Source organism: Bartonella bacilliformis Ver097 (assembly GCF_000709795.1).
GTDB classification, from domain to species: Bacteria; Pseudomonadota; Alphaproteobacteria; order Rhizobiales; family Rhizobiaceae; genus Bartonella; species Bartonella bacilliformis_A.
Genome location: NZ_KL503803.1, coordinates 292,098 through 312,600, shown reverse-complemented (window position 1 = coordinate 312,600; position 20,503 = coordinate 292,098). Strand labels below are relative to the sequence as shown.

The following is a 20,503-nucleotide window of genomic DNA, read 5'->3' as shown; positions in this document are numbered from 1 at the left end:
AAAGCACTTAATCCTATAAACACCAAAAATAGATAATGTTATACGATTTCTTTTTTAAATATTTGCTATATCAATTGATCAGTGTCACGATTTTTTTTGATAAGTTCAGCAACAAGAAAAGATAATTCTAATGCTTGATCGGCGTTTAATCGTGGATCACAATAAGTCTGATAACGATCAAAAAGATCGTCTATTGAAATAGCCTGTGCACCACCTATACACTCAGTTACATGACGACCTGTCATCTCAATATGAATACCTCCTGGATACGTTCCTTCTTCCCAATGTATTGAAAAAAAATTCTCAATTTCCTTGAAAATATGATCAAAAAAACGAGTTTTATAACCATTGGCAATAATTGTATTGCCATGCATTGGATCACAAGACCATACAACTTTACGCTTTTCACGCTCAACGACACGAATCAATTGAGAAAGATAAGTTTCTACTTTATCATGTCCTAAACGGATGATGAGAGTAAGCCGACCTGCTTCATTCTCAGGATTAAGAATATCAATTAATTTCAAAAGCTCATCAGGATTAAGTGAAGGACCACACTTCAGTCCAATAGGATTTTTAATACCACGACAATATTCAACATGCGCATGATCAAGTTGGCGTGTGCGATCACCAATCCACAACATATGACCAGATGTCGCGTACCAATCTCCAGAAGTGGGGTCAATCCGAGTTAAAGCCTCTTCATAACCAAGCAAAAGTGCTTCATGACTCGTATAAAGAGGTGTTTGGCATAACGCATCATTCATTTTTTCTGAAATATTTATTGAACGCATAAAGTCGTTTGATTCAAAAATACGTCTTGCCAATAATTCATAACGCTCACCTTGTAGATTATTAGCAATAAAATTCACGATCCATTTATGAATATTTTCTAAATTAGCATGGCCATTTTGTACAAAAGCTCGTAATAAATTAAGCGTTACCACCGACTGATGGTAGACAATAGACATTCGTCGTGGATCAGGCGTACGAGAAGCTTCACTACATTCAATACCATTAATAATATCACCCTGATAAGCAGGAAGCTCATCGTTTTCCTTTTTTTCCATATCAGAGGAGCGCGGTTTTGCAAATTGACCAGCAATACGACCAGTTTTAATAACTCGCTTCGAACTGCCAAAAGTTAAAACTAAAGCCATCTGCAAAAATACACGAAAAAAATCATGGATACGATCAGCTTCATGCTCCACAAAGCTCTCTGCACAATCCCCCCCTTGCAATAAAAAAGCTTTCCCTTCTGCAACAGCTGCTAATTCATTTTTTAAATCACGGACTTCATTTGCAAAAACCAAAGGAGGATATCCACATAGCTTTTTTTCAATATTCGCTAATAAAAATTTATCTGGATAAGTTGGAACTTTCTTAATTGGCTTTGTTCTCCAAGATTCAGGTGTCCATTTCTCTATCATGGTATTCTCTCTAAAGCTTACCCATGCAATTTATATAGCATGAAAGCCTTATTATTCACTACAAGCATCTTCCTCTAATTTTCCAATTTTTTTCCATTTTCGTATACATAGCTTGGTTCATACATTGTTACCAATTCTTCTGCTGCGGTTGGATGCAATGCCATAGTCTCATCGAATACATCTTTTGTTAGTTTTCCTTTGAGAGATATCCCTATAAGCTGTATCATTTCACTAGCACCTGCTCCTAAAATATGGGCACCAACAACAATACGACTTTCACCATCAACAACAAGTTTCATAAACATCTTTTCTGAATTACCGGAAAGAATATTACGCATAGGACGAAACAACGTGCGATAAATTTCAACACGCTTATAACAGCGTATTGCATCTTCTTCTGAAAGACCAACTGTTCCAATCTCTGGCTGTGAAAAAACAGCTACCGAAATTAAATCATAATCAGGCACAGTTGGAGTATTCTTAAACGTAGTATTAATGAAACACATTGCTTCATGAATAGCAACAGGCGTTAATTGCAGATGGCCTGTTACATCACCAATCGCCCAGATATGAGGAACATTTGTCATCATTTTTTCATCAACAATAACCGCACCAGTATTATCAAGCTTAACCCCTGCTTGTTCAAGTCCTAAACCTTTTGTATTAGGCACACGCCCTGTTGCCCACATAACCTGATCAGCAGTGATCGTTTGTCCATTCGCTAAAGTAACATTATAGGATTTAGATTCAACTTTAACTTGAGAAACTGCCGCACCATAGATAACAGAAATCCCTTTTTGAATCATTGCATCGCTTAACAAATACCGCAAATCATAATCAAAGCCACTTAGAATTAAATCACCACGATGAAGCAATGTTGTTTGCACTCCTAATGCATGAAAAATATTGGAAAATTCCACACCAATATAACCACCGCCAATGATTATTATTGATTTGGGTAATTTTTTAAGATCAAAAATCTCATTAGAAGTAAGACATAAATCGCTACCGACAACTGTATTTAGCGCAACTTTTGCTCCTGTTGCAATTAAGATCTTTTTTGCTCTTATCCGCTCACCTGTTGCAATAAGTTCTAATGTGTGTTCGTCAATAAAGACAACGCGACTTTTATAAATATGAACATTATTATTTCTTAATATCTTGTGATAAAATTCTTCTAACCTTGATATTTCTCTATCTTTAGCTGCAACCAACTTTTGCCAGTCAAAAATTGAATCTGCATATTTCCAGCCAAAACCAGCACTGTCACTAAATTCTTGTGCATATTGTGATGCATAAACGAATAGTTTTTTGGGAACACAACCGCGAATAACACAAGTCCCCCCCATGCGATATTCTTCTGCTATAGCAACGCGTTTACCTAGCGCTCCCGCCAGGCGGGCAGCACGCACCCCACCAGACCCACCTCCAATAACGAATAAATCAAAATCAAAAGACATCACAAATTATCCCTCTCCTGTGCGTCTAGATTGTCAAACTATTAACTATTTATTAGCAAATAAAATTCCTTATTTTTTTGCATAAACAGTGCAAATACTCAAAAATTCCTGTCCCATTAAAACGGTAGTTTTACTACCGTTTTATTTAATGAAAGAAGACTTTTACCAAAAAACAAAATTGATTAACTTACTTAGTTCCTACCTAAAGAGGTAATTTCATAGGAGTAGCAGACTTATCTAAATTAAGTGTTTTAGACATTTCACCTTCAACATTTTTCATAAGATCTTTTACGATAGCGGAACGCCACGCATCGAACACAGCATAAGAATCACGCGCGATACTCGGAACTTCCTTTAAAAATTTTTTACCAGTATCAGAACTATAAAATATTGTGATTTTATCAAGTTCTTCTTGACTAAAATGCTTTACATAGACATGAGCAATTTCTTTTTCTAAATCAGCGCGTCGTTTAGCTAAAGCAAGTGTCTGCTTATCAACAATATCAGAAATAATTGTTGCTAAATGTGGATCATTTCCTATCAATTCATTTTTGAGATCACGTGCAGCAATTAATAAAAAATCATCAAACTGATCAGTTGCATGAACGGCTTTAATCATTTTTTTAGCGGCATCTAAGTGCTGATCACTAACATCTTGTGCATGAACCAGCCCAATATTAACAACCAAGATAGCAACTGCACTAAACAATGTAATAAAGCGCTGGAGAGAAAATATATTTTTCATTCAATGATTACTCCATAATTATTGTAATTCATATTTGTCACTATATTAAAATTCTCAACAATTCTTCAATTCTAAAATTTTTATTTGACCATCTGCCATCGCTATAATTGAACGCGACACCATTCCCAAAAAAAGTCCGTGTTCAATAACACCAGGAATCTCAAATAGTGCATTTGATAAAAGTTTTGGTTGAACAATCTGCCCCCAAGATGCATCAAAAATAAAATGGCTATCATCCGTCTCAAAAGGATTATCCCCATTCATTCTTAACGTCACTTTTCCTGAAAGACCTAAACCTTCAGCCATTTTTTCGATAGCACTGTGTGTAACACTCAGACCAAACTGATTGACTGCAATTGGTAGTGCAAAAGCACCAAGTGTTTTGACCACTTTTGTTTCGTCAGCAATAACAAGCATTTCATGAGATGCTGCAGCAACAATTTTTTCACGTAGCAACGCCCCACCTCCCCCTTTAATTAAGGTCATATTAGGACCAATCTCATCTGCCCCATCAATATCAAGATCAAGCTCAGGCATTTGTTCTAAAGTAGTGACAGGTACCCCAACTTGACGACATAATTGTTCAGAATAATGTGAAGTAGCAACGCCGATAACACGCAAACCATTTGCAACACGTTCACCAAGAAGGCGAATAAATTCATTAGCTGTAGAACCCGACCCTATACCGAGACGCATACCATCTTGAACAAACTCAAGTGCTTTAGCAGCCGCCATCTTTTTCAATCCTTGGACATTCATGAATCATTCTTTCTTTTATAAATCATCCATATTCGTTATGAATTGATAATAAAAAATCTATTACCTTATTAATTTTTCATAAACTTATTTATAATCCTCTGACTCAAAAATTTAGCTACCATAGAAATATATTAATAATAGAATGCAGTATTTTTTGAACCTGTTTGCGTTTACACAACTTGATAGACAGTTTAAATTTAGATCTTATTTTCGAAATCTATTATTTTATTGTAGAGTTATGATTTTTGCAAATTTATAAACCAGTTATCAAAAAATATTGCAATTAATTATCTGTAATCTTTAATAAATTCCATAAATTAATTGAAAAATTATAGCTATATCAGCTTGATACAATAAATTTATAAATTTTGTAATTTTTGTCTATGGGCATTCCATGGTCGATGGAAAGCTGTATAAGACCAGATAATATCTTTGTTTTTCATCATCATAACACTACCTCGTAATAAAAGTTGCTGAGGCGTAAACATTATTCCTGCAACATCATTGCATGTTTTACTACGCATCATAAATGTCTGAATTAGAACATCTGATTTGATACATTGATCTGTTTTTTTATACGACACGACAACTTTTAACCCATTTTCTAATAAGGCTGTACAAATGTTATCATCACAAATAAATTGTCCGTTCAATGCAGGACCAATTTTTGTTGGTTTAATGATTTCGTTTATATAGAATGATTTTTCCCATACAGATTTCGTAAATTTGGAAACACGTGAACGATCAGCATACAATGTTTTCTCATTTATAATACCAACAAGATTCATATTATCTGCTATGATTAATTGCACAGGTGAACGTATCACGTAAACCCAAATACCTATAAAAATAAAAATAATAAAAAAGAATCTCAGAGATGTTTTAAAAAAAGTCAGTCCAACTAAACCTAAACTTAATAAAATCAACGTAGATAATGGTATAAATCCAGGATTAATAACTGGAGAAATAGCTGTGATAAAATAAGCAATTTTCGTTACAAGACTGATACCAAAACCCATAATTTGTAATGGCAACCATTCAAATTCCAAAAGCATTGCAAATGCTGCTATCAATCCAAAAGGCATCACCAAAACGGATACGATAGGTAGGGCCAAAGCATTACTTATAATACTGAAAGGTGCTACATTTGTAAAATGATAAGCAGCATAAATTCCACTAGCAAGCCCTGCTACAAAAGAAGATGAACAAGTTGAAAAAACTGATAAGAAAGCAAAATGAACTATCTTTTTTCCAACATGAGATGGTGTTATTTTTCTCCTGTAAAAAGAGTACCTTTTGTTCCACCACTCAAAAGCAGCAATTAAAGCTATAGTTGCTGAAAATGACATTTGAAAACTGGGACCTAATATTTCATGCGGAACAACAACCATAATGGCCAAACCAGCAATAGCAAAATTACGCATTGTCATACCAGAACGGTTGCATAATACAGCAATCAACATCACTGCAACCATCACAAAACTTCTTTGTGCTGCGACAGCCGCACCAGACAAAATCAAATAAAAAGCTGTAATTATTAACGCAACGATAACAGAAAATTTCTTAGTCGAATAATAGGATGAAAAAACTGGAAACAACGCAAAAAAACTACGAATAACAATAATAACCATGCTACTAAGTAGAGCCATATGTAAACCTGATATTGACAAGATATGGGCCAATCCAGACATACGCAATGCTTCATTAGTGTCACTCGAAATAGCTCCCCGTTGTCCTGTTATTAAAGCAGCAGCAACACTACCTTCTTCTCCACTAATTGTTGTACGGATTCTTTGCGTCATTTTCATTCGCAGATTTTCAATTTTCTGTGATGCCATACCTAATACAGTATCAGATTGAGAAACTGATATTTTGATCGGTTTCCCGAAATAAGCTCCTTGAGCACCAATTTTATTAAAATAGTTATGAAAACTAAAATCATAACTTCCTGGACGTACAGGTCCGGATAAAGCACGAAGTCTTACTTTACCATATAAGCCATCACCGGGAACGGATCCATCAGGCAAATGTCTTACAACTAAACGAACACGATCAGGACCATGATGTAAAGTTGGATTTTCTGTTTTTAAAACATCTACAATTAAACGAAATCCCCCTTTTTCCATCGTTTCAATAGAAACAATGCGCCCAGTTAATGTAGTGGAAACATTATTGCTCAACATTGGCGTAGACATACGCCACGTTTCTATTTTTGCTGCTAAAGCACCTAATAAAACACAAAATAAAAACCCAACGACAAGCCATATTCCCCTATAACAACGTAAAATATATAATATTCCAAGAAATGAAATGATCAATACAACGAATTGTTCCCAATTTGGCTCTTGGTCTAAACTGAAATAAAAGATAACACCTGTAGTAGAGAACACTAAAATCAATAAAAAGAGTAGACCAAAAGAAATTTCTTTTTTTATGCACTCTATTAGCCACTGCCAAACAAGAATTATGAAGTCTTTTAAAATATTGAATAAAGAAAGCTTTTTCTCGTTATAAGTAGCATTATTGGAACCATCAATAATAGAAGGATAACCTCGTTGCGATAGGATCAAATTTCTCTTTTTTGAGAAATTTCCTATTGATAGATCATCATTAATTTTATTTGGGTCGAGCATTCGCACCCCCCCACATTGACCTGCAATGCTACTATTGCACATCTTATCAGCTATGCTAACATAATTCCACGATACAGTTCTATAAATAACAATCTTAATGTAGAGGATAATATCCGTGTCTGTCATTACCCGTTTTGCACCATCGCCCACAGGTTTTCTTCATATTGGTGGAGCCCGCACTGCTCTCTTTAATTGGCTTTATGCAAAACATCATGGTGGAAAAATGCTTTTACGCATTGAAGATACAGACCGAGAACGCTCGACAGATGCCGCTGTTAAAGCAATTATTAATGGCTTGCATTGGATAGGACTTAGCTATGATGGAAATCATATTTCACAATTTGAGCGAGCAGAACGTCATCGTGAAGTTGCAGAACAATTAGTCAAAGATGGTAAAGCTTATTATTGTTATGCATCACCTGAAGAATTAGCTGAAATGCGAGAAAATGCGCGTGCAGAAGGCCGCCCACCACATTATGATGGACATTGGCGTGATCGTGATATTTCTGAAGCTCCTAAAGGTATAAAACCTGTCATTCGCATGAAAACACCCAAAGAGGGAGCAACAATTGTGCGCGATCGTGTTCAAGGTGATGTTCTTTTTCTGAATAAAGACCTAGATGATTTTATTATTTTACGTTCCGATGGTACTCCAACCTATATGCTTGCTGTTGTTGTTGATGATCATGATATGGGAATCACGCATATCATTCGTGGTGATGATCATCTCACAAATGCAGCACGCCAAACAATTATCTTTAATGCAATGGGGTGGAAAATCCCTGTTATGGCACATATTCCACTCATTCATGGTGAAGATGGTGCAAAACTATCAAAGCGACATGGAGCACTAGGTGTTGATGCTTACCGAGCAATGGGATATCTTCCTGCTGCTTTGCGCAATTATCTTGTTCGCTTAGGTTGGAGCCATGGTAATGATGAAATCATCTCAACCGAAGATATGATTTCTTGGTTTAATATTGATGATATTAATAAAGGTGCTGCTCGTTTTGATTTCAAAAAATTAAATGCCATCAATGGACACTACATACGTATGAGCACTGATCAAGATCTTTTTGATTCTGCTTTGAGTATTTTACCAGAGATTGAAAGCGGTTTAGAAATAATAGACAAGCTTGATGAAAAACACCGTACCCAATTTCTAGCCGCAATACCCCATATAAAAGAGCGTTCCAAAACACTTCTTGAACTTATTGACGGTGCATCCTTTATCTTTACAAAACAGCCGTTATTGCTTGATGAAAAAGCAAAAATGCTCTTAAATGAAGATGGTCAAGCCATCCTAAAAAGCATCTACCCTATTCTCGAAACTTGCTCAGATTGGGATACAAATACGCTAGATGAAGTTTTACGACATTATGCGCAAAAACAAGAACTTAAATTTGGAACCATTGCTCAGCCTCTTCGAGCAGCGCTTACAGGACGCGCAACATCACCAGGTGTTTTCGACGTCCTTGTTTTGTTGGGACGAAATGAATCTCTCAATCGTATTAATCAGCAAATCAATACAACCAAGTGCTCATAAATCGCGCAGCGGATTACAAATACCTCAAAGTAAACCAAGATTTGTTTTTGTCTTTTAAAAACTAAAGATATTTTTTGCAAAACTGAAAAAATACCTTTAAATTACATAAACTAACTCTTATGGTTAATTTAATAATCTAAACATAATTAAGAAAAGCTTCAACTACACACCTCCCTATCTGATAAACCCAGCATCTTAATAATTTAAAAGATAAAGGATCCGAAAGGAACATTTCATGCCTGAGAATAAAGCATATATTATCATCAATGATAGAAAGACAGAATTGCCAGTACGTAAAGGAACTATTGGTCCTGATGTTATTGAGATTGCTTCTCTCTATAAAGAAACTGACACTTTCACTTATGATCTTGGCTTTACTTCAACGGCTTCTTGTGAATCAAAAATCACTTATATCGATGGAGATGAAGGAATATTACTTTACCACGGATATTCTATTGACCAATTAGCTGAAAATGGAGATTTTCTTGAAACATGCTACCTTTTGCTTTATGGTGAGTTGCCAAACAAACAACAAAAAATAGATTTTGATCGCTGTATTATGCGGCATACAATGGTGCATGAACAATTTGCACGCTTCTTCCACGGATTTCGTCGCGATTCTCATCCTATGGCTGTTATGGTCGCTTGTCTTGGTGCTATGTCTGCATTTTATCATGACTCTATTAATATTACAGATCCTCAACAGAGAATGATTGCCTCTATTCGCCTTATCTCAAAGGTTCCAACTCTTGCTGCTATGGCATATAAATATAGTATTGGGCAACCTTTTGTTTATCCACGTAATGACCTTAATTACGCTACAAATTTTCTTCATATGTGCTTCTCTGTTCCTTGTGAAGAACACAAAATTAGCCCTGTTATTGCTCGAGCTATGGATCGAATCTTTACTCTTCATGCAGATCATGAACAAAATGCATCTACGTCAACAGTACGCCTTGCAGGTTCATCAGGAGCTAATCCGTTTGTATGTATTGCAGCAGGTGTTGCATGCCTTTGGGGACCAGCTCATGGTGGAGCTAATGAAGCATGTCTAAAAATGCTACAAGAAATAGGTTCTGTTAAAAAAATTCCTGAATTTATTGCGCGTGCAAAAGATAAAAATGATCCTTTTCGTCTTATGGGCTTCGGCCACAGAGTCTACAAAAATTATGATCCACGTGCAAAAATTATGCAGAAAACCTGCCATGAAGTTTTACAAGAGCTCAACATTCAAGATGACCCACTTCTTGATATAGCGATGGAGCTTGAACACATCGCTCTGAATGATGAATATTTCATCAACAAAAAGCTTTATCCTAATGTCGACTTTTATTCTGGTATTACATTAAAAGCTTTAGGATTCCCTACCGAAATGTTTACTGTTCTCTTTGCATTAGCACGCAGTGTTGGTTGGGTTGCACAATGGAAAGAAATGATTGAAGATCCAGCGCAAAAAATTGGCCGACCACGCCAACTTTATACAGGTCCTACTGCACGTGAATATATCTCTATAGATAATCGCTTATAAAGTAACAAATAATAAAGCCTCAGTTTATTGGGGCTTTATTGTTTGAATATTTTAAAACTGGCCGAATAGTACGAACATAAAAATATTTCAAAAAGCTTTGATTTAAGAAATTTTCTCACAAAAACAATATTTTCATGATAAATTTTTGTAAAAAATAGTGGATATTAATACCTTTAATAAATTATTTACACTATAATAATTCAATAATAATTTACCATAACTTGTTTATTATACTTACTGATGGAAACAATGGAAGATTTTGTGTTTTTTACTGCTCTTAAAATAAATCTTCCAAATTATAAGGATACGATGATCGGGCATTTTTCTGTATATCCTGTAGGAGAATATAATGAAATTATTGGTAATAGCTCTCATAGCAAGTGTAGCATTGTTTACCCAATGGGCTAATGCCGAAACACTAAAAATTGCAAGCGAAGGCTCCTACCCTCCTTTTAGTTATATTGACTCAAACAATAAACTTCATGGTTTTGATATTGATATATCTTATGCACTTTGCGAAAAAATGAAAGTTGAATGCGTTATTATCGCTCAGGACTTTGATGGAATTATCCCTGGTCTCCTTGCTAAAAAATATGACGCTATCATCGCATCACTGAATCCTACACAGGAACGGCTAAAAAAAATAGATTTCACAAATGCTTATTATAGTACGGAATTAGCAGTCATTGTTACTAAAGATTCAAACATCGAAGAAATTTCAGCAGAGGCATTTAAAGGAAAAAACCTTGGTGTGCAATCAAATACGGTACAAGCTATATATGCAGAAGATAATTATGCTTCTAAAGGAGCAAACATAAAACTCTATCCCACAGCAATAGAAGTCAATCGCGATCTTCTAAGTCATCGCCTTGATGTGAGTATTATTGATAAATTACAAATATTAAACTGGCTTAAAAATGAAGGAAAAGAATGCTGTAAATTTTTAGGAGTCATTAAGAATACAAAACTCCCTGTTGCAATTGCTATACGAAAAAAAAATGAAAATCTTAAAAATAAGTTTAATCAAGCTATAGAAGAAATTCATGCAGATGGAACATATAAAAAAATTATAAAAAAATATTTTCAATCAGATAGTTATAATCTTGACATAAATTAAAAAATGAAAAAAATCATATTTTCAGCGAGTAATTATTAAATCTTTATATGAGTTTTTAGATGATTGAAAATTTAGCATTGCTATCTTTTAGCAATGGTGGATGGGGTGTGGTTATACTATTAAGTGCAGGAATGACATTATCATTGGCTGTGTGCTGTGTTCTTTTAGGGATTCCTTTAGGACTTCTTAATGCCATGATGACTCAATCTAATATTAAAATAGCAAAAATTATAGCGACTTTATTTTCAGCAATATTCCGTGGTCTGCCAGAACTTTTAATCTTATTTCTTGTTTATCATGGCTTGCAAAGTCCTATTCAAGCTGTGCTTGATTATCTAAACATTGAAATGACATTTCGTATCAATGCTTTTATTGCCAGTGTTCTCGCATTGAGTATGGTTTTCGCAGCTTTTTCTTGTGAAGTATGGATTAGTGCACTTAAAGTCTTTAATAAAGGCCAATATGAAGCAGCTAAAGCTCTAGGCTTTTCAAGCTCTACAACATTCTTTAGAATTGTCTTTCCTCAATTGATCCGTAATGCTTTACCAGGACTTTCTAATAATTGGCTCACATTACTCAAAGATACATCTCTTGTTTCAACAATTTCACTTGTTGATCTTATGCGACAAACAAATTTAGCAGTTTCTGCAACCGGTAAACCTATGCTGTTTTATTTTGTAGCCTGCTTACTTTATCTATTATTTTCAGCACTTTCTTCTTTAATCTTACGCTATTTAGAAACATATACTCAAGAAAATTGTCAAAAGGTATCTTCCCTATGATTCCTGAATGGCTTTATTTTCTTTTCAATCCTGAACTTTTAGATAGTTATGGCCTAAAATTTCTTGATGGCCTTATTGTCACTTTTGAACTCGTTTCTATTTCTTTTTTCATTGGCTTTTTTCTGAGCATACCCATTACGCTTGGTCATTTATCAAAAAACAAGCTTTTAAAATATTCAGCACAGACTTACACTTATTTTTTCCGTAGCTCTCCCCTATTAGCGCAACTATTTCTCTTTTACTATGGCCTTGGGTCAATGAGAGATTTTTGGGAAAAAATTGGGTTATGGTGGTTTTTTCAAAATGCGTGGTATTGCTGTATTTTTATTTTTGCACTTAATTCTGCAGCCTATCAAACTATAATCTTCATAGGAAGTTTTTCATCGGTAAAAATTGGACAACATGAAGCATCAAAGGCTTTAGGGCTACATAGTTCTACAAAATTTTTTAAAGTTATTCTTCCACAAGCGATGATTTTAGCATTACGCCCTCTAGGCAATGAGTTTACTTTAATTATGAAATCTAGTGCTATTGCTTCACTCATAACTATCTATGATTTAATGGGCATTGCTAAACTACTTTATGCGCGCACACTTGATTTTCAAGTTTATATTTGGGCAGCTACTATCTACCTTCTCATCGTTGAACTCATTCATTGTTTCATCATTCTTATTGAACGTCGCCTAACGCGATATTTACAGTAAATAAGAATAATCATAAAAATTTTTCACTAAGCCAAAACACTAAATTAATATAATTCAATCCCTCAATGAAAAAATACAAAAAATGAATCCAGAAAATAAAAATAATAACTCCTTCGATATTAATAAAAATCCGGTTATTTTTATTCGAAATCTTAGTAAATGGTATGGAAATTTTCAAGTATTGCATAATATCAATTTAGATATAAAAGCCGGTGAGCGGATAGTCATTTGTGGCCCTTCTGGATCAGGAAAATCAACTTTAATTCGTTGCATTAATCAATTAGAACAAGCACAAACAGGATCAATCTACATCTACGATGTAGATATTGCTGCAGCCTCCATACAACAGAAAAAAAATGTTCTACGCAAAGTAGGAATGGTTTTTCAAAACTTTAATTTATTCCCTCATATGACTGTTATGCAAAATTGCATTTTAGCACCCATGACAGTCCACGGACTTTCTAAAAAACAAGCAAAAAAACAAGCAATTTATTATCTTACGCATGTTGGTATTGAAAAATATTGTGAACAATATCCTTCACAACTTTCTGGTGGACAACAACAACGTGTTGCTATCGCACGTGCACTTTGCATGGAGCCTAAAATATTGCTTTTTGATGAACCAACATCAGCTCTTGATCCAGAAAATGTTAGGGAAGTCTTAGAGGTTATGGCTCAGCTGACCAATACAGGAATAACCATGCTTTGCGTTACCCACGAAATGAATTTTGCTCGTGAAATCTCAGAAAGAATACTTTTTCTAGAAAATGGAAAAATTATTGAAGATACGACATCTGATATATTTTTTACTAATCCTAAAACCCAGCGTGCTCGTGATTTTCTTGCTAAAATTAAGTACTAACTATAAACCTTCTATATCTCCATAATCACTTATAATCCCAAGTATCTTGACTTGTTTTTAAGAAGATTTATTACTGTCTGAGAAGCGATGACACCTGACGGCAACTCAGTCTGCATTTTCTTTTTGATCACATCAAAAGCATCCAATTGCACCTGTCGCAATGAATGATTATATAAAAGTTGTTCAATCTGTCTTGCTAACATACCAGGACGTAAAAATTCATTAAAATACTCTGGAATAACAGGTTTATCAGAAATAATGTTTGGAAGAGCAGCACTCCATAACGTTATCTTTGGAAAAAGAAAAAATTTAGATAAACAATCCAGTTTATAACAAAGGAGCATTGGAATTTTTGCTAATGCTAATTCAAGTGATACCGTTCCAAGTGCTGCAAGAGCAACGTCAGCATCTGTAAAAGCATGCCATTTTGCATCTTCACCAACAACAATCTCGACCTCATTTTTCCAGTTTTTTGCAAAATAATGAACTTCATCTATTAAATGTGATAAAGTTGGTAAAATAACACGTAAGTTAGGAATACGTTGTTTAGCTATTGCTACCGTTTCTCCGAAAACTGGCATCAGATAACGAACTTCCAAACTACGTGATCCTGGCAAAACAACCATCGTGAATGTTTCTCGCTGAGTATCCAAGCACTCTTTTTGGGATTGAATCTTTAACAGCGGAGGATACGTTAAAAGACGATGTCCGACGTAAGTAAGAGGCGGTCCTCCTAAATTCTTCATAATTTTTTCTTCAAAAGGGAAAACCGCCAAAATGTGATCAATAAATTCGCGCATAGCCTTAGCACGCTCTGGCCGCCATGCCCAAACAGTTGGTGCAACATATTTAATGATTGGAATAGAAGGTTCTAAAATTCGCACTTTTTTTGCAACACGGTGTGTAAAATCAGGATTATCGATAATGATCAAACAATCAGGTTTTTCTCGTGCAATAAATCTAGATACATTACGAATATGCATCAACAACAGTAGCAGTTTTTTTAATACCGCCCATAAACCTATTAAAGAAATATCATCAGAATTAAAAATACTTTTTAAACCCAATGCCTTTAAATGCTCACCACCGACGCCAATTAAATGAATCTTGCATCCTGTTTGATGGGACAAAGAAGAAATCAAATCTGCTCCAAGTAAATCACTAGATTCTTCACCCGCAATAACAGCAATTTTCAAAGAACAATTATTCGTCATCAGATATCCTAAATGTTTCCACGAACAACAAATGTTTATTGGCCTCTTCTATTGTTTGTTTACAAGATAATATTAAACTTCTATCTGCCTCTACGGCAACACCAACCAATCCACTTTTTACAGCATTAACGATTGTTGTCGGCCCAATTGATGGTAAATCTACTCGATGCTCTTGCTGTGGCTTTGCACATTTCACCAGAATACCCCCTTTAAATGGTATTTGCTTTTTTTTCCGCATCTCCTGGACTCGCTTCAGCATATCATCAGTCCCTTCTGCTCCTTCCACTGCAACCACCCAATTATTAATAACCACAACGGCTTGACCAATATCTAAGTGACCTAACAATTTTGCAGCCTTAGCTGCTAATAGAATACTATTTTTTTCCTTTTGAGTAGCACGCCGCGATGTTAAACTAAAATCCACGGGAGCTAATAAATCTAGTACTACTTCATGAGCACCAACAACACAAAAGCCACGTGCTTCAATAAGCTGTATAAAGCCTTTTAATAATATATCATCTCCACTCCCCAATATCTTAAATAACTTAGGTAAAGCTAACAAAGTTTTCCAATCGAAATGTAACTTGAAAAGATCAGGCCGCTTTCTTACTCCCCCCGCTAAAATAATATTGCAAATCTCTTTTTCTTTCAAAATTTTAAATAGTCGCGCTAATTCTACGATTGATAATTCACAATGCTCATAGTTATAAAGTGTAGACTCTGCTTCACCATGTAAAAGGATAAGAAAAGGTTTTTTTCCACATTTTTTAAGAGCTTGAACAACAGCAATAGGTAAAACACCATTTCCTGCTATAATAGCAGTCCGACCAGAAAGAAAACTTCTAACATTTGAGGAAGACATTTTTAATCCTTATTTAAGCGCATTGTGTCATTTTCAAATCTAGGCGTACAATAAAAACGTTTCCCTTTTTCTTGAATAAAATTAACAATATCAATCACAGATTGAGACGTAGAATAGAAAGAAAAGACATCGTATACACGTTCTCTCAGCGGCTTGCTATGATCAAAAAGCATACTCACTGCATGACGTAATGAACGAATTTCTTTCCGCTCAAGACCAGCACGTTTCATACCAATAATATTTAATCCCGCAAGTTTTGCTTGTACACCAACAGCCATTCCATAGGGAATCAAATCGCCAACTAATGCAGATACACCGCCAATAAACGCATGATGCCCAACACGAACAAACTGATGAACAGCGGAACCACCACCAATAATAACATAATCACCAACTGTAACGTGACCGCCAATCATAGCATTATTAGCAAATGTTACATGATGCCCCACATGACAATCATGCGCAACATGTGCATAAGAAAAGAATTGACAATTATCGCCAACAATCGTCTTCCCTACGCATGTATCAGATCCCCTATGCATTGTGACACCTTCGCGAATCATACTATTTTTACCAATAGAGAGACTTGTATGCCCCCCTTTATGTTTATTATTTTGTGGATCTCCACCTAAAATTGCATGGGGAAATACTTTGCTATTAGCACCTAATATTGTATTTCCCATAATCACAACATGACTCATCAAACAACATCCATCACCAATTACAGCTCGTGGACCAATATGACAAAATGGTCCAATAGATACATTCTCACCAAGCTGTGCGCCCTCCTCCACAAAGGCAGTTGGATGAATTTTCGTCCCAGACATTTCTAAATTCCTATTTTATTATTTGCTATGATTTGACAACCATCGCAGAAATTTCTGCTTCAGAAACGCGGGTGCCCTCTACTTCTGCAATACACAAGAAACGCCTAACTTCAGACCGTTTCTTTAACAATTGAACATGAATTCTCAACTGATCACCAGGAACAACAGGTTTACGAAATTTTGCATTATCAATAGTCATAAGATAGACTAAATCCTCTTTTCCTTTACCTAACGCTAAAAGTGAAATAGCTCCTGCTGTTTGCGCCATTGCCTCTAAAATTAAAACGCCAGGCATAACTGGATTTTCAGGGAAATGTCCTACAAAATGTGGTTCATTAACCGTCACATTTTTAATACCGATAGCCTTTCGATCACCATCAATTTCAATAATACGATCAATTAATAAAAATGGATAACGATGCGGTAACACAGATAGTAATTTAACAATATCTATAGCCTCTAGATTTTTAATTTCTCCTGTATTAACCATATTAGCGTTTCTCCCTTTTAACCTGGCCAATATTGCGCAACGCCACCATTTCACGAAACCATTTTTTAAATGGCTGAGCTGGACTTCCACCCCACTTTTCGCCATCGGGAATATCATTCATAACGCCACTACCAGCAGCAATCTGAACTCCTTCACCTATTGTAACATGGTCTACAACCCCAACGCTCCCACCAAGTCGAGACATATCACCTATAGATGTACTTCCAGCAATGCCACACTGAGCAGCAATGAGGCAATAACGACCTATCCTCACATTATGAGCGATCTGTACTAAATTATCGATTTTGCTACCCTCACCAATAATTGTATCTTCAAATGTTCCACGATCAACTGTTGTATTTGCGCCAATTTCTACACCATCTTGAATGATAACACGACCAAGTTGCGGAATTTTTTCAACGCCAAAAGCACCACTAACATATCCAAAACCGTCCTGTCCAATGCAAACACCAGGATGAAGTCGAACTTTATCACCTATCAAAGAATACTGGACCGTTACTCTGGGAGCAATATAACACTCACGCCCAATACGACAATTTTCACCAATAACAGCAGTTGACGAAACAAGAGTTCCTGCACCAATTTCAACATTTTTACCAATAATCGCCCCTGCTTCAATACAGACATCATCTTCAATCTTGGCACTTGGGTGGATATGCGCATGTGGTGAAATTTCCTTTTGGCCAAACCAAGGCGTTGGCTTAACGGAATCAGGAAATAAAATGCGCCCAATTTGAGCAAAATCGCGTTGTGGCGTTGATGTTACTAAAGCTGCTATTGATTCAGGAACTTTAACAACGACATCACTCCTACAGAAAACTGCAGCTGCAAAACTACCTAATAAAACATCTGCAAATTTCTGATTTTCTAAAAACACAAGAGAACCTTCTCGAGCATTTTCAATAGAAGAAAGAGTTTTTATAACTATATTGGAAAATTTTGGGTCACGAAGCCCTGCACCCGTCAGCTCAACAACATCAGCAACCGTCAATCGCCGAGACGGCATAAAAAAAAATGTATCTGCCATCAAAACAATTTCTCTCCTAGCTTAATTCATTTCCTTTAGAAGCCTCCTCCTCCTCCCTAGAGAAAATCTAAATTAAAACTTAGTAGAAATACCAAAATTCAAATTCTGCACTTGGTCACCGTTTTGCTTAGTTATTGGCCAAGCATAATCAACACGAAGTGGACCAAACGGTGACTCCCACATTAAACTAACACCTGCAGATGTACGCCATGCACTGCCAAGATCTGTAACCGGCTTTTCATTTTGTAAAACAGGTTTATAATTATTACCATAAAGTGTTGCAGCATCTGCAAATACAGCACCACGAAAACCTAAACTATCAGGAATAAGAGGAATAGGAAACTGTGCTTCAGCAGTTGCATTCATATATGTTGTTCCTCCTAAGAAAGACACCTCACCCGTATTAGAAATCTGACGCGGGCCTATTCCATTATACCTAAATCCCCGAATTATATCAGTATTGCTTTTAAACATATCAAAAATACGAACACCATCTTTACTTATTTCATGTATATAACCAGCACCAACAGAAAGCAAACCAACGAGATCCATTTCATCAGACAATGTTTTATACATCATCGCTTTACCTGTCGTTTTTAAGAATTTTGCGTTTCCACCAAGTCCTGCATATTCTTGCAACGCACGAATATACAAACCGTCATGCGGATTTCTCATATTATCAACAGAGTTATAAGTTAGACCCCAAATGACTGATGAACGCTTCCAAGGACTATTCTTTGCAGCCTGAACAATCGCGCCAGAATATTTATCATACAACTCTTCTATAACTGCATCATCGGTTAAATCATAATTGCTACCAAAATTATATTCTTCCTGCACGTAAGAATAAGCTAAACTTGCAGAAATTTCCTCATTAATTGATACCCCAAATCGAAGAGAACCACCTGTTTGCTGCGAATCATATGCCTTATCAACACGAGAGGTACTACGGAAAATATCAATACCTGAAGACAAGCGATAACCTAGGAAATAAGGCTCAACAAATGATAAATTGTAATTACGAGAATTTCCCTGACCAGCACCTAAACCTAAACGAACATACTGACCATAGCCTCCAAGATTCCGTTCAGTCACAGATGCTTCAAGCGACATACCTGGACTATTACCACCTGTAGTATAACCACCAGAGAAAGAAAAATCTCCTGTTGGCGTTTCTACTACATCTATAACTAAGGTAACCTGATCAGACTCACTAGTCGGTACCATCGAAATATTAACTGTTTTGAAAAAACCCAAATTTTCTAACCGACGTTGTGCTCGTCGCACTAATGTTTGATTATATGCATCACCCTCGTTCAAATCAATTTCACGACGGATAACATTATCACGAGTTTTTTCATTACCACGTATATCAATCCTTTGAATATAAACCCGTGGCCCTTGCTCAATATTATAAAGAATAGAAATTGTGTGATTTTGAAAATCACGATTTCCCCGAGGATCAACTTTGGCGAAAGCATATCCAGAATCAGCAACTTTATTATTGATAATTGCAACAGACCGCTCAATAAGCTCTGCACTATAAACATCACCTGGACGGGTTTTAAGCATACTTGTCATGGATTTAGTATCAATTCCATCAATATCGCTTTCAACACCTACATTACCAATTTTATAGCGCGCTCCTTCATCAAGAACGAAGTAAATCTCATAGCTATTATTAACTTCATCAAACAATGCTTTGGATGAAACAATACGGAAATCGGCATAACCACGATTATAATAAAAAAGACGCAGCGCTTGCTCATCTGCAGCCAAACGTTCTTCAGTATAAACATCACCCCTCATTAATAAAGAGAAGATTCCTGAAGATTTTGTTGAAATAACATCATGTAAACGACGACTTCCAAATGCTTTATTCCCTTCAAATACGATATTCTTAATCTTTGTTCTCTGACCCTCAACAATCTTGAAAATAACATTCACACGCCCTTTTCCTAAGTTAATAGTTTGGGCTGAAACAGAAATATTACTACGACCAACAGTGCGATAAGCGTCCTTAATCGTCTTGATGTCAGCTGATAGCTTAGCAGCACTGAAAGTTGCATTCGGTTTCAAAGCAATGAAACGTTTAAGATCAGGTTCTTTGAGTGCTCTGTTTCCTTGAAACAATACTTGATTGATAATCTCATATTCTTTAACTGTTACAATTAGCTTATTGCCTACCTGATTTATTTTAACATCATAAAACAAACCTAATCCAAAAAGCTGCTTCACGGCAGCGTTAATATCGCTACTTTCAAAAGTCTTCCCAGCTTTGATACTTATATTACCCTGAATCGTCTCAGCATCTACAAGATTATTACCATGAATTTCAATAGACTGAACAACAGATGCCTGAGCATTTCCAATAATCGAAACTGGTACAGCAGCGATTACTGGAATAACTGTAACCCTAATTAATACCAACATAGATGCTGCGTTAAAAAATTTTGAATTCATGGCCATTGGCTTCTTCACCTTATATTTTTTTCC

Annotated in this window: 17 protein-coding genes; 6 read left to right on the top strand and 11 right to left on the bottom strand. The window is 35.7% G+C overall.

Annotated features, from left to right (window positions below):
• Positions 1-65 precede the first annotated feature (65 nt).
• The 5 genes from H710_RS03465 to H710_RS03445 all read right to left on the bottom strand — a co-directional run bounded on the left by H710_RS03465 (position 66) and on the right by H710_RS03445 (position 7,027).
• The gene (locus tag H710_RS03465; RefSeq protein WP_041849453.1) at positions 66-1,430 is read right to left on the bottom strand and encodes a class II 3-deoxy-7-phosphoheptulonate synthase; all 1,365 of its coding nucleotides are present in this window, start codon (positions 1,428-1,430) and stop codon (positions 66-68) included.
• A gap of 74 nt (positions 1,431-1,504) precedes the next feature.
• A complete protein-coding gene (gene gor, locus H710_RS03460; protein WP_041849452.1) occupies positions 1,505-2,893 on the bottom strand; it encodes a glutathione-disulfide reductase in 1,389 nt (462 codons plus the stop codon).
• Between the two features lie 199 nt (positions 2,894-3,092).
• Positions 3,093-3,635 (bottom strand): DUF2059 domain-containing protein, encoded by a 543-nt coding sequence (locus H710_RS03455; RefSeq protein WP_041849451.1) that lies wholly within the window; start codon positions 3,633-3,635, stop codon positions 3,093-3,095.
• 54 nt (positions 3,636-3,689) lie between these two features.
• Positions 3,690-4,394: a ribose-5-phosphate isomerase RpiA gene (rpiA, locus tag H710_RS03450; RefSeq protein WP_041849450.1), complete on the bottom strand. Its 705-nt coding sequence runs from the start codon at positions 4,392-4,394 to the stop codon at positions 3,690-3,692.
• 359 nt (positions 4,395-4,753) lie between these two features.
• Positions 4,754-7,027 (bottom strand): ComEC/Rec2 family competence protein, encoded by a 2,274-nt coding sequence (locus H710_RS03445; protein ID WP_041849449.1) that lies wholly within the window; start codon positions 7,025-7,027, stop codon positions 4,754-4,756.
• 115 nt (positions 7,028-7,142) lie between these two features.
• Between H710_RS03445 and gltX the strand changes: the two genes are divergently transcribed.
• From gltX to H710_RS03415, 6 genes are all read left to right on the top strand, one after another.
• The gene (gene gltX / locus H710_RS03440; RefSeq protein ID WP_041849448.1) at positions 7,143-8,573 is read left to right on the top strand and encodes a glutamate--tRNA ligase; all 1,431 of its coding nucleotides are present in this window, start codon (positions 7,143-7,145) and stop codon (positions 8,571-8,573) included.
• A 235-nt stretch (positions 8,574-8,808) separates the two neighbouring features.
• Complete coding sequence (gene gltA / locus H710_RS03435) at positions 8,809-10,101, top strand: citrate synthase (protein WP_041849447.1); 1,293 nt, start codon at positions 8,809-8,811, stop codon at positions 10,099-10,101.
• Between the two features lie 349 nt (positions 10,102-10,450).
• Complete coding sequence (locus H710_RS03430; RefSeq protein ID WP_041849446.1) at positions 10,451-11,218, top strand: transporter substrate-binding domain-containing protein; 768 nt, start codon at positions 10,451-10,453, stop codon at positions 11,216-11,218.
• Positions 11,219-11,277: 59 nt separating this feature from the next.
• Positions 11,278-12,000: an ABC transporter permease gene (locus H710_RS03425; RefSeq protein WP_041849445.1), complete on the top strand. Its 723-nt coding sequence runs from the start codon at positions 11,278-11,280 to the stop codon at positions 11,998-12,000.
• Entirely contained in the window at positions 11,997-12,704 is a 708-nt protein-coding gene (locus tag H710_RS03420) for an ABC transporter permease (RefSeq protein ID WP_041849444.1), read from the top strand. The genes H710_RS03425 and H710_RS03420 overlap by 4 nt, the downstream gene beginning before the upstream one ends.
• Before the next feature lie 82 nt (positions 12,705-12,786).
• Positions 12,787-13,566 (top strand): amino acid ABC transporter ATP-binding protein, encoded by a 780-nt coding sequence (locus tag H710_RS03415; protein WP_041849443.1) that lies wholly within the window; start codon positions 12,787-12,789, stop codon positions 13,564-13,566.
• Positions 13,567-13,595: 29 nt separating this feature from the next.
• Here H710_RS03415 and lpxB read toward each other — a convergent pair whose 3' ends face one another.
• The 6 genes from lpxB to bamA form a co-directional block, all read right to left on the bottom strand.
• The gene (lpxB, locus tag H710_RS03410; RefSeq protein ID WP_041849442.1) at positions 13,596-14,780 is read right to left on the bottom strand and encodes a lipid-A-disaccharide synthase; all 1,185 of its coding nucleotides are present in this window, start codon (positions 14,778-14,780) and stop codon (positions 13,596-13,598) included.
• A complete protein-coding gene (locus tag H710_RS03405) occupies positions 14,770-15,642 on the bottom strand; it encodes an LpxI family protein (protein ID WP_041849441.1) in 873 nt (290 codons plus the stop codon). The genes lpxB and H710_RS03405 overlap by 11 nt, the downstream gene beginning before the upstream one ends.
• Before the next feature lie 2 nt (positions 15,643-15,644).
• Positions 15,645-16,469: an acyl-ACP--UDP-N-acetylglucosamine O-acyltransferase gene (lpxA, locus tag H710_RS03400; protein ID WP_041849440.1), complete on the bottom strand. Its 825-nt coding sequence runs from the start codon at positions 16,467-16,469 to the stop codon at positions 15,645-15,647.
• A gap of 25 nt (positions 16,470-16,494) precedes the next feature.
• On the bottom strand, positions 16,495-16,959 hold the full coding sequence (gene fabZ, locus H710_RS03395) for a 3-hydroxyacyl-ACP dehydratase FabZ (RefSeq protein ID WP_041849439.1): 465 nt from the start codon (positions 16,957-16,959) through the stop codon (positions 16,495-16,497).
• A gap of 1 nt (position 16,960) precedes the next feature.
• On the bottom strand, positions 16,961-18,007 hold the full coding sequence (lpxD, locus tag H710_RS03390) for a UDP-3-O-(3-hydroxymyristoyl)glucosamine N-acyltransferase (protein ID WP_041849438.1): 1,047 nt from the start codon (positions 18,005-18,007) through the stop codon (positions 16,961-16,963).
• 72 nt (positions 18,008-18,079) lie between these two features.
• Positions 18,080-20,476 (bottom strand): outer membrane protein assembly factor BamA, encoded by a 2,397-nt coding sequence (gene bamA / locus H710_RS03385; protein WP_041849508.1) that lies wholly within the window; start codon positions 20,474-20,476, stop codon positions 18,080-18,082.
• Positions 20,477-20,503: the final 27 nt, after the last annotated feature.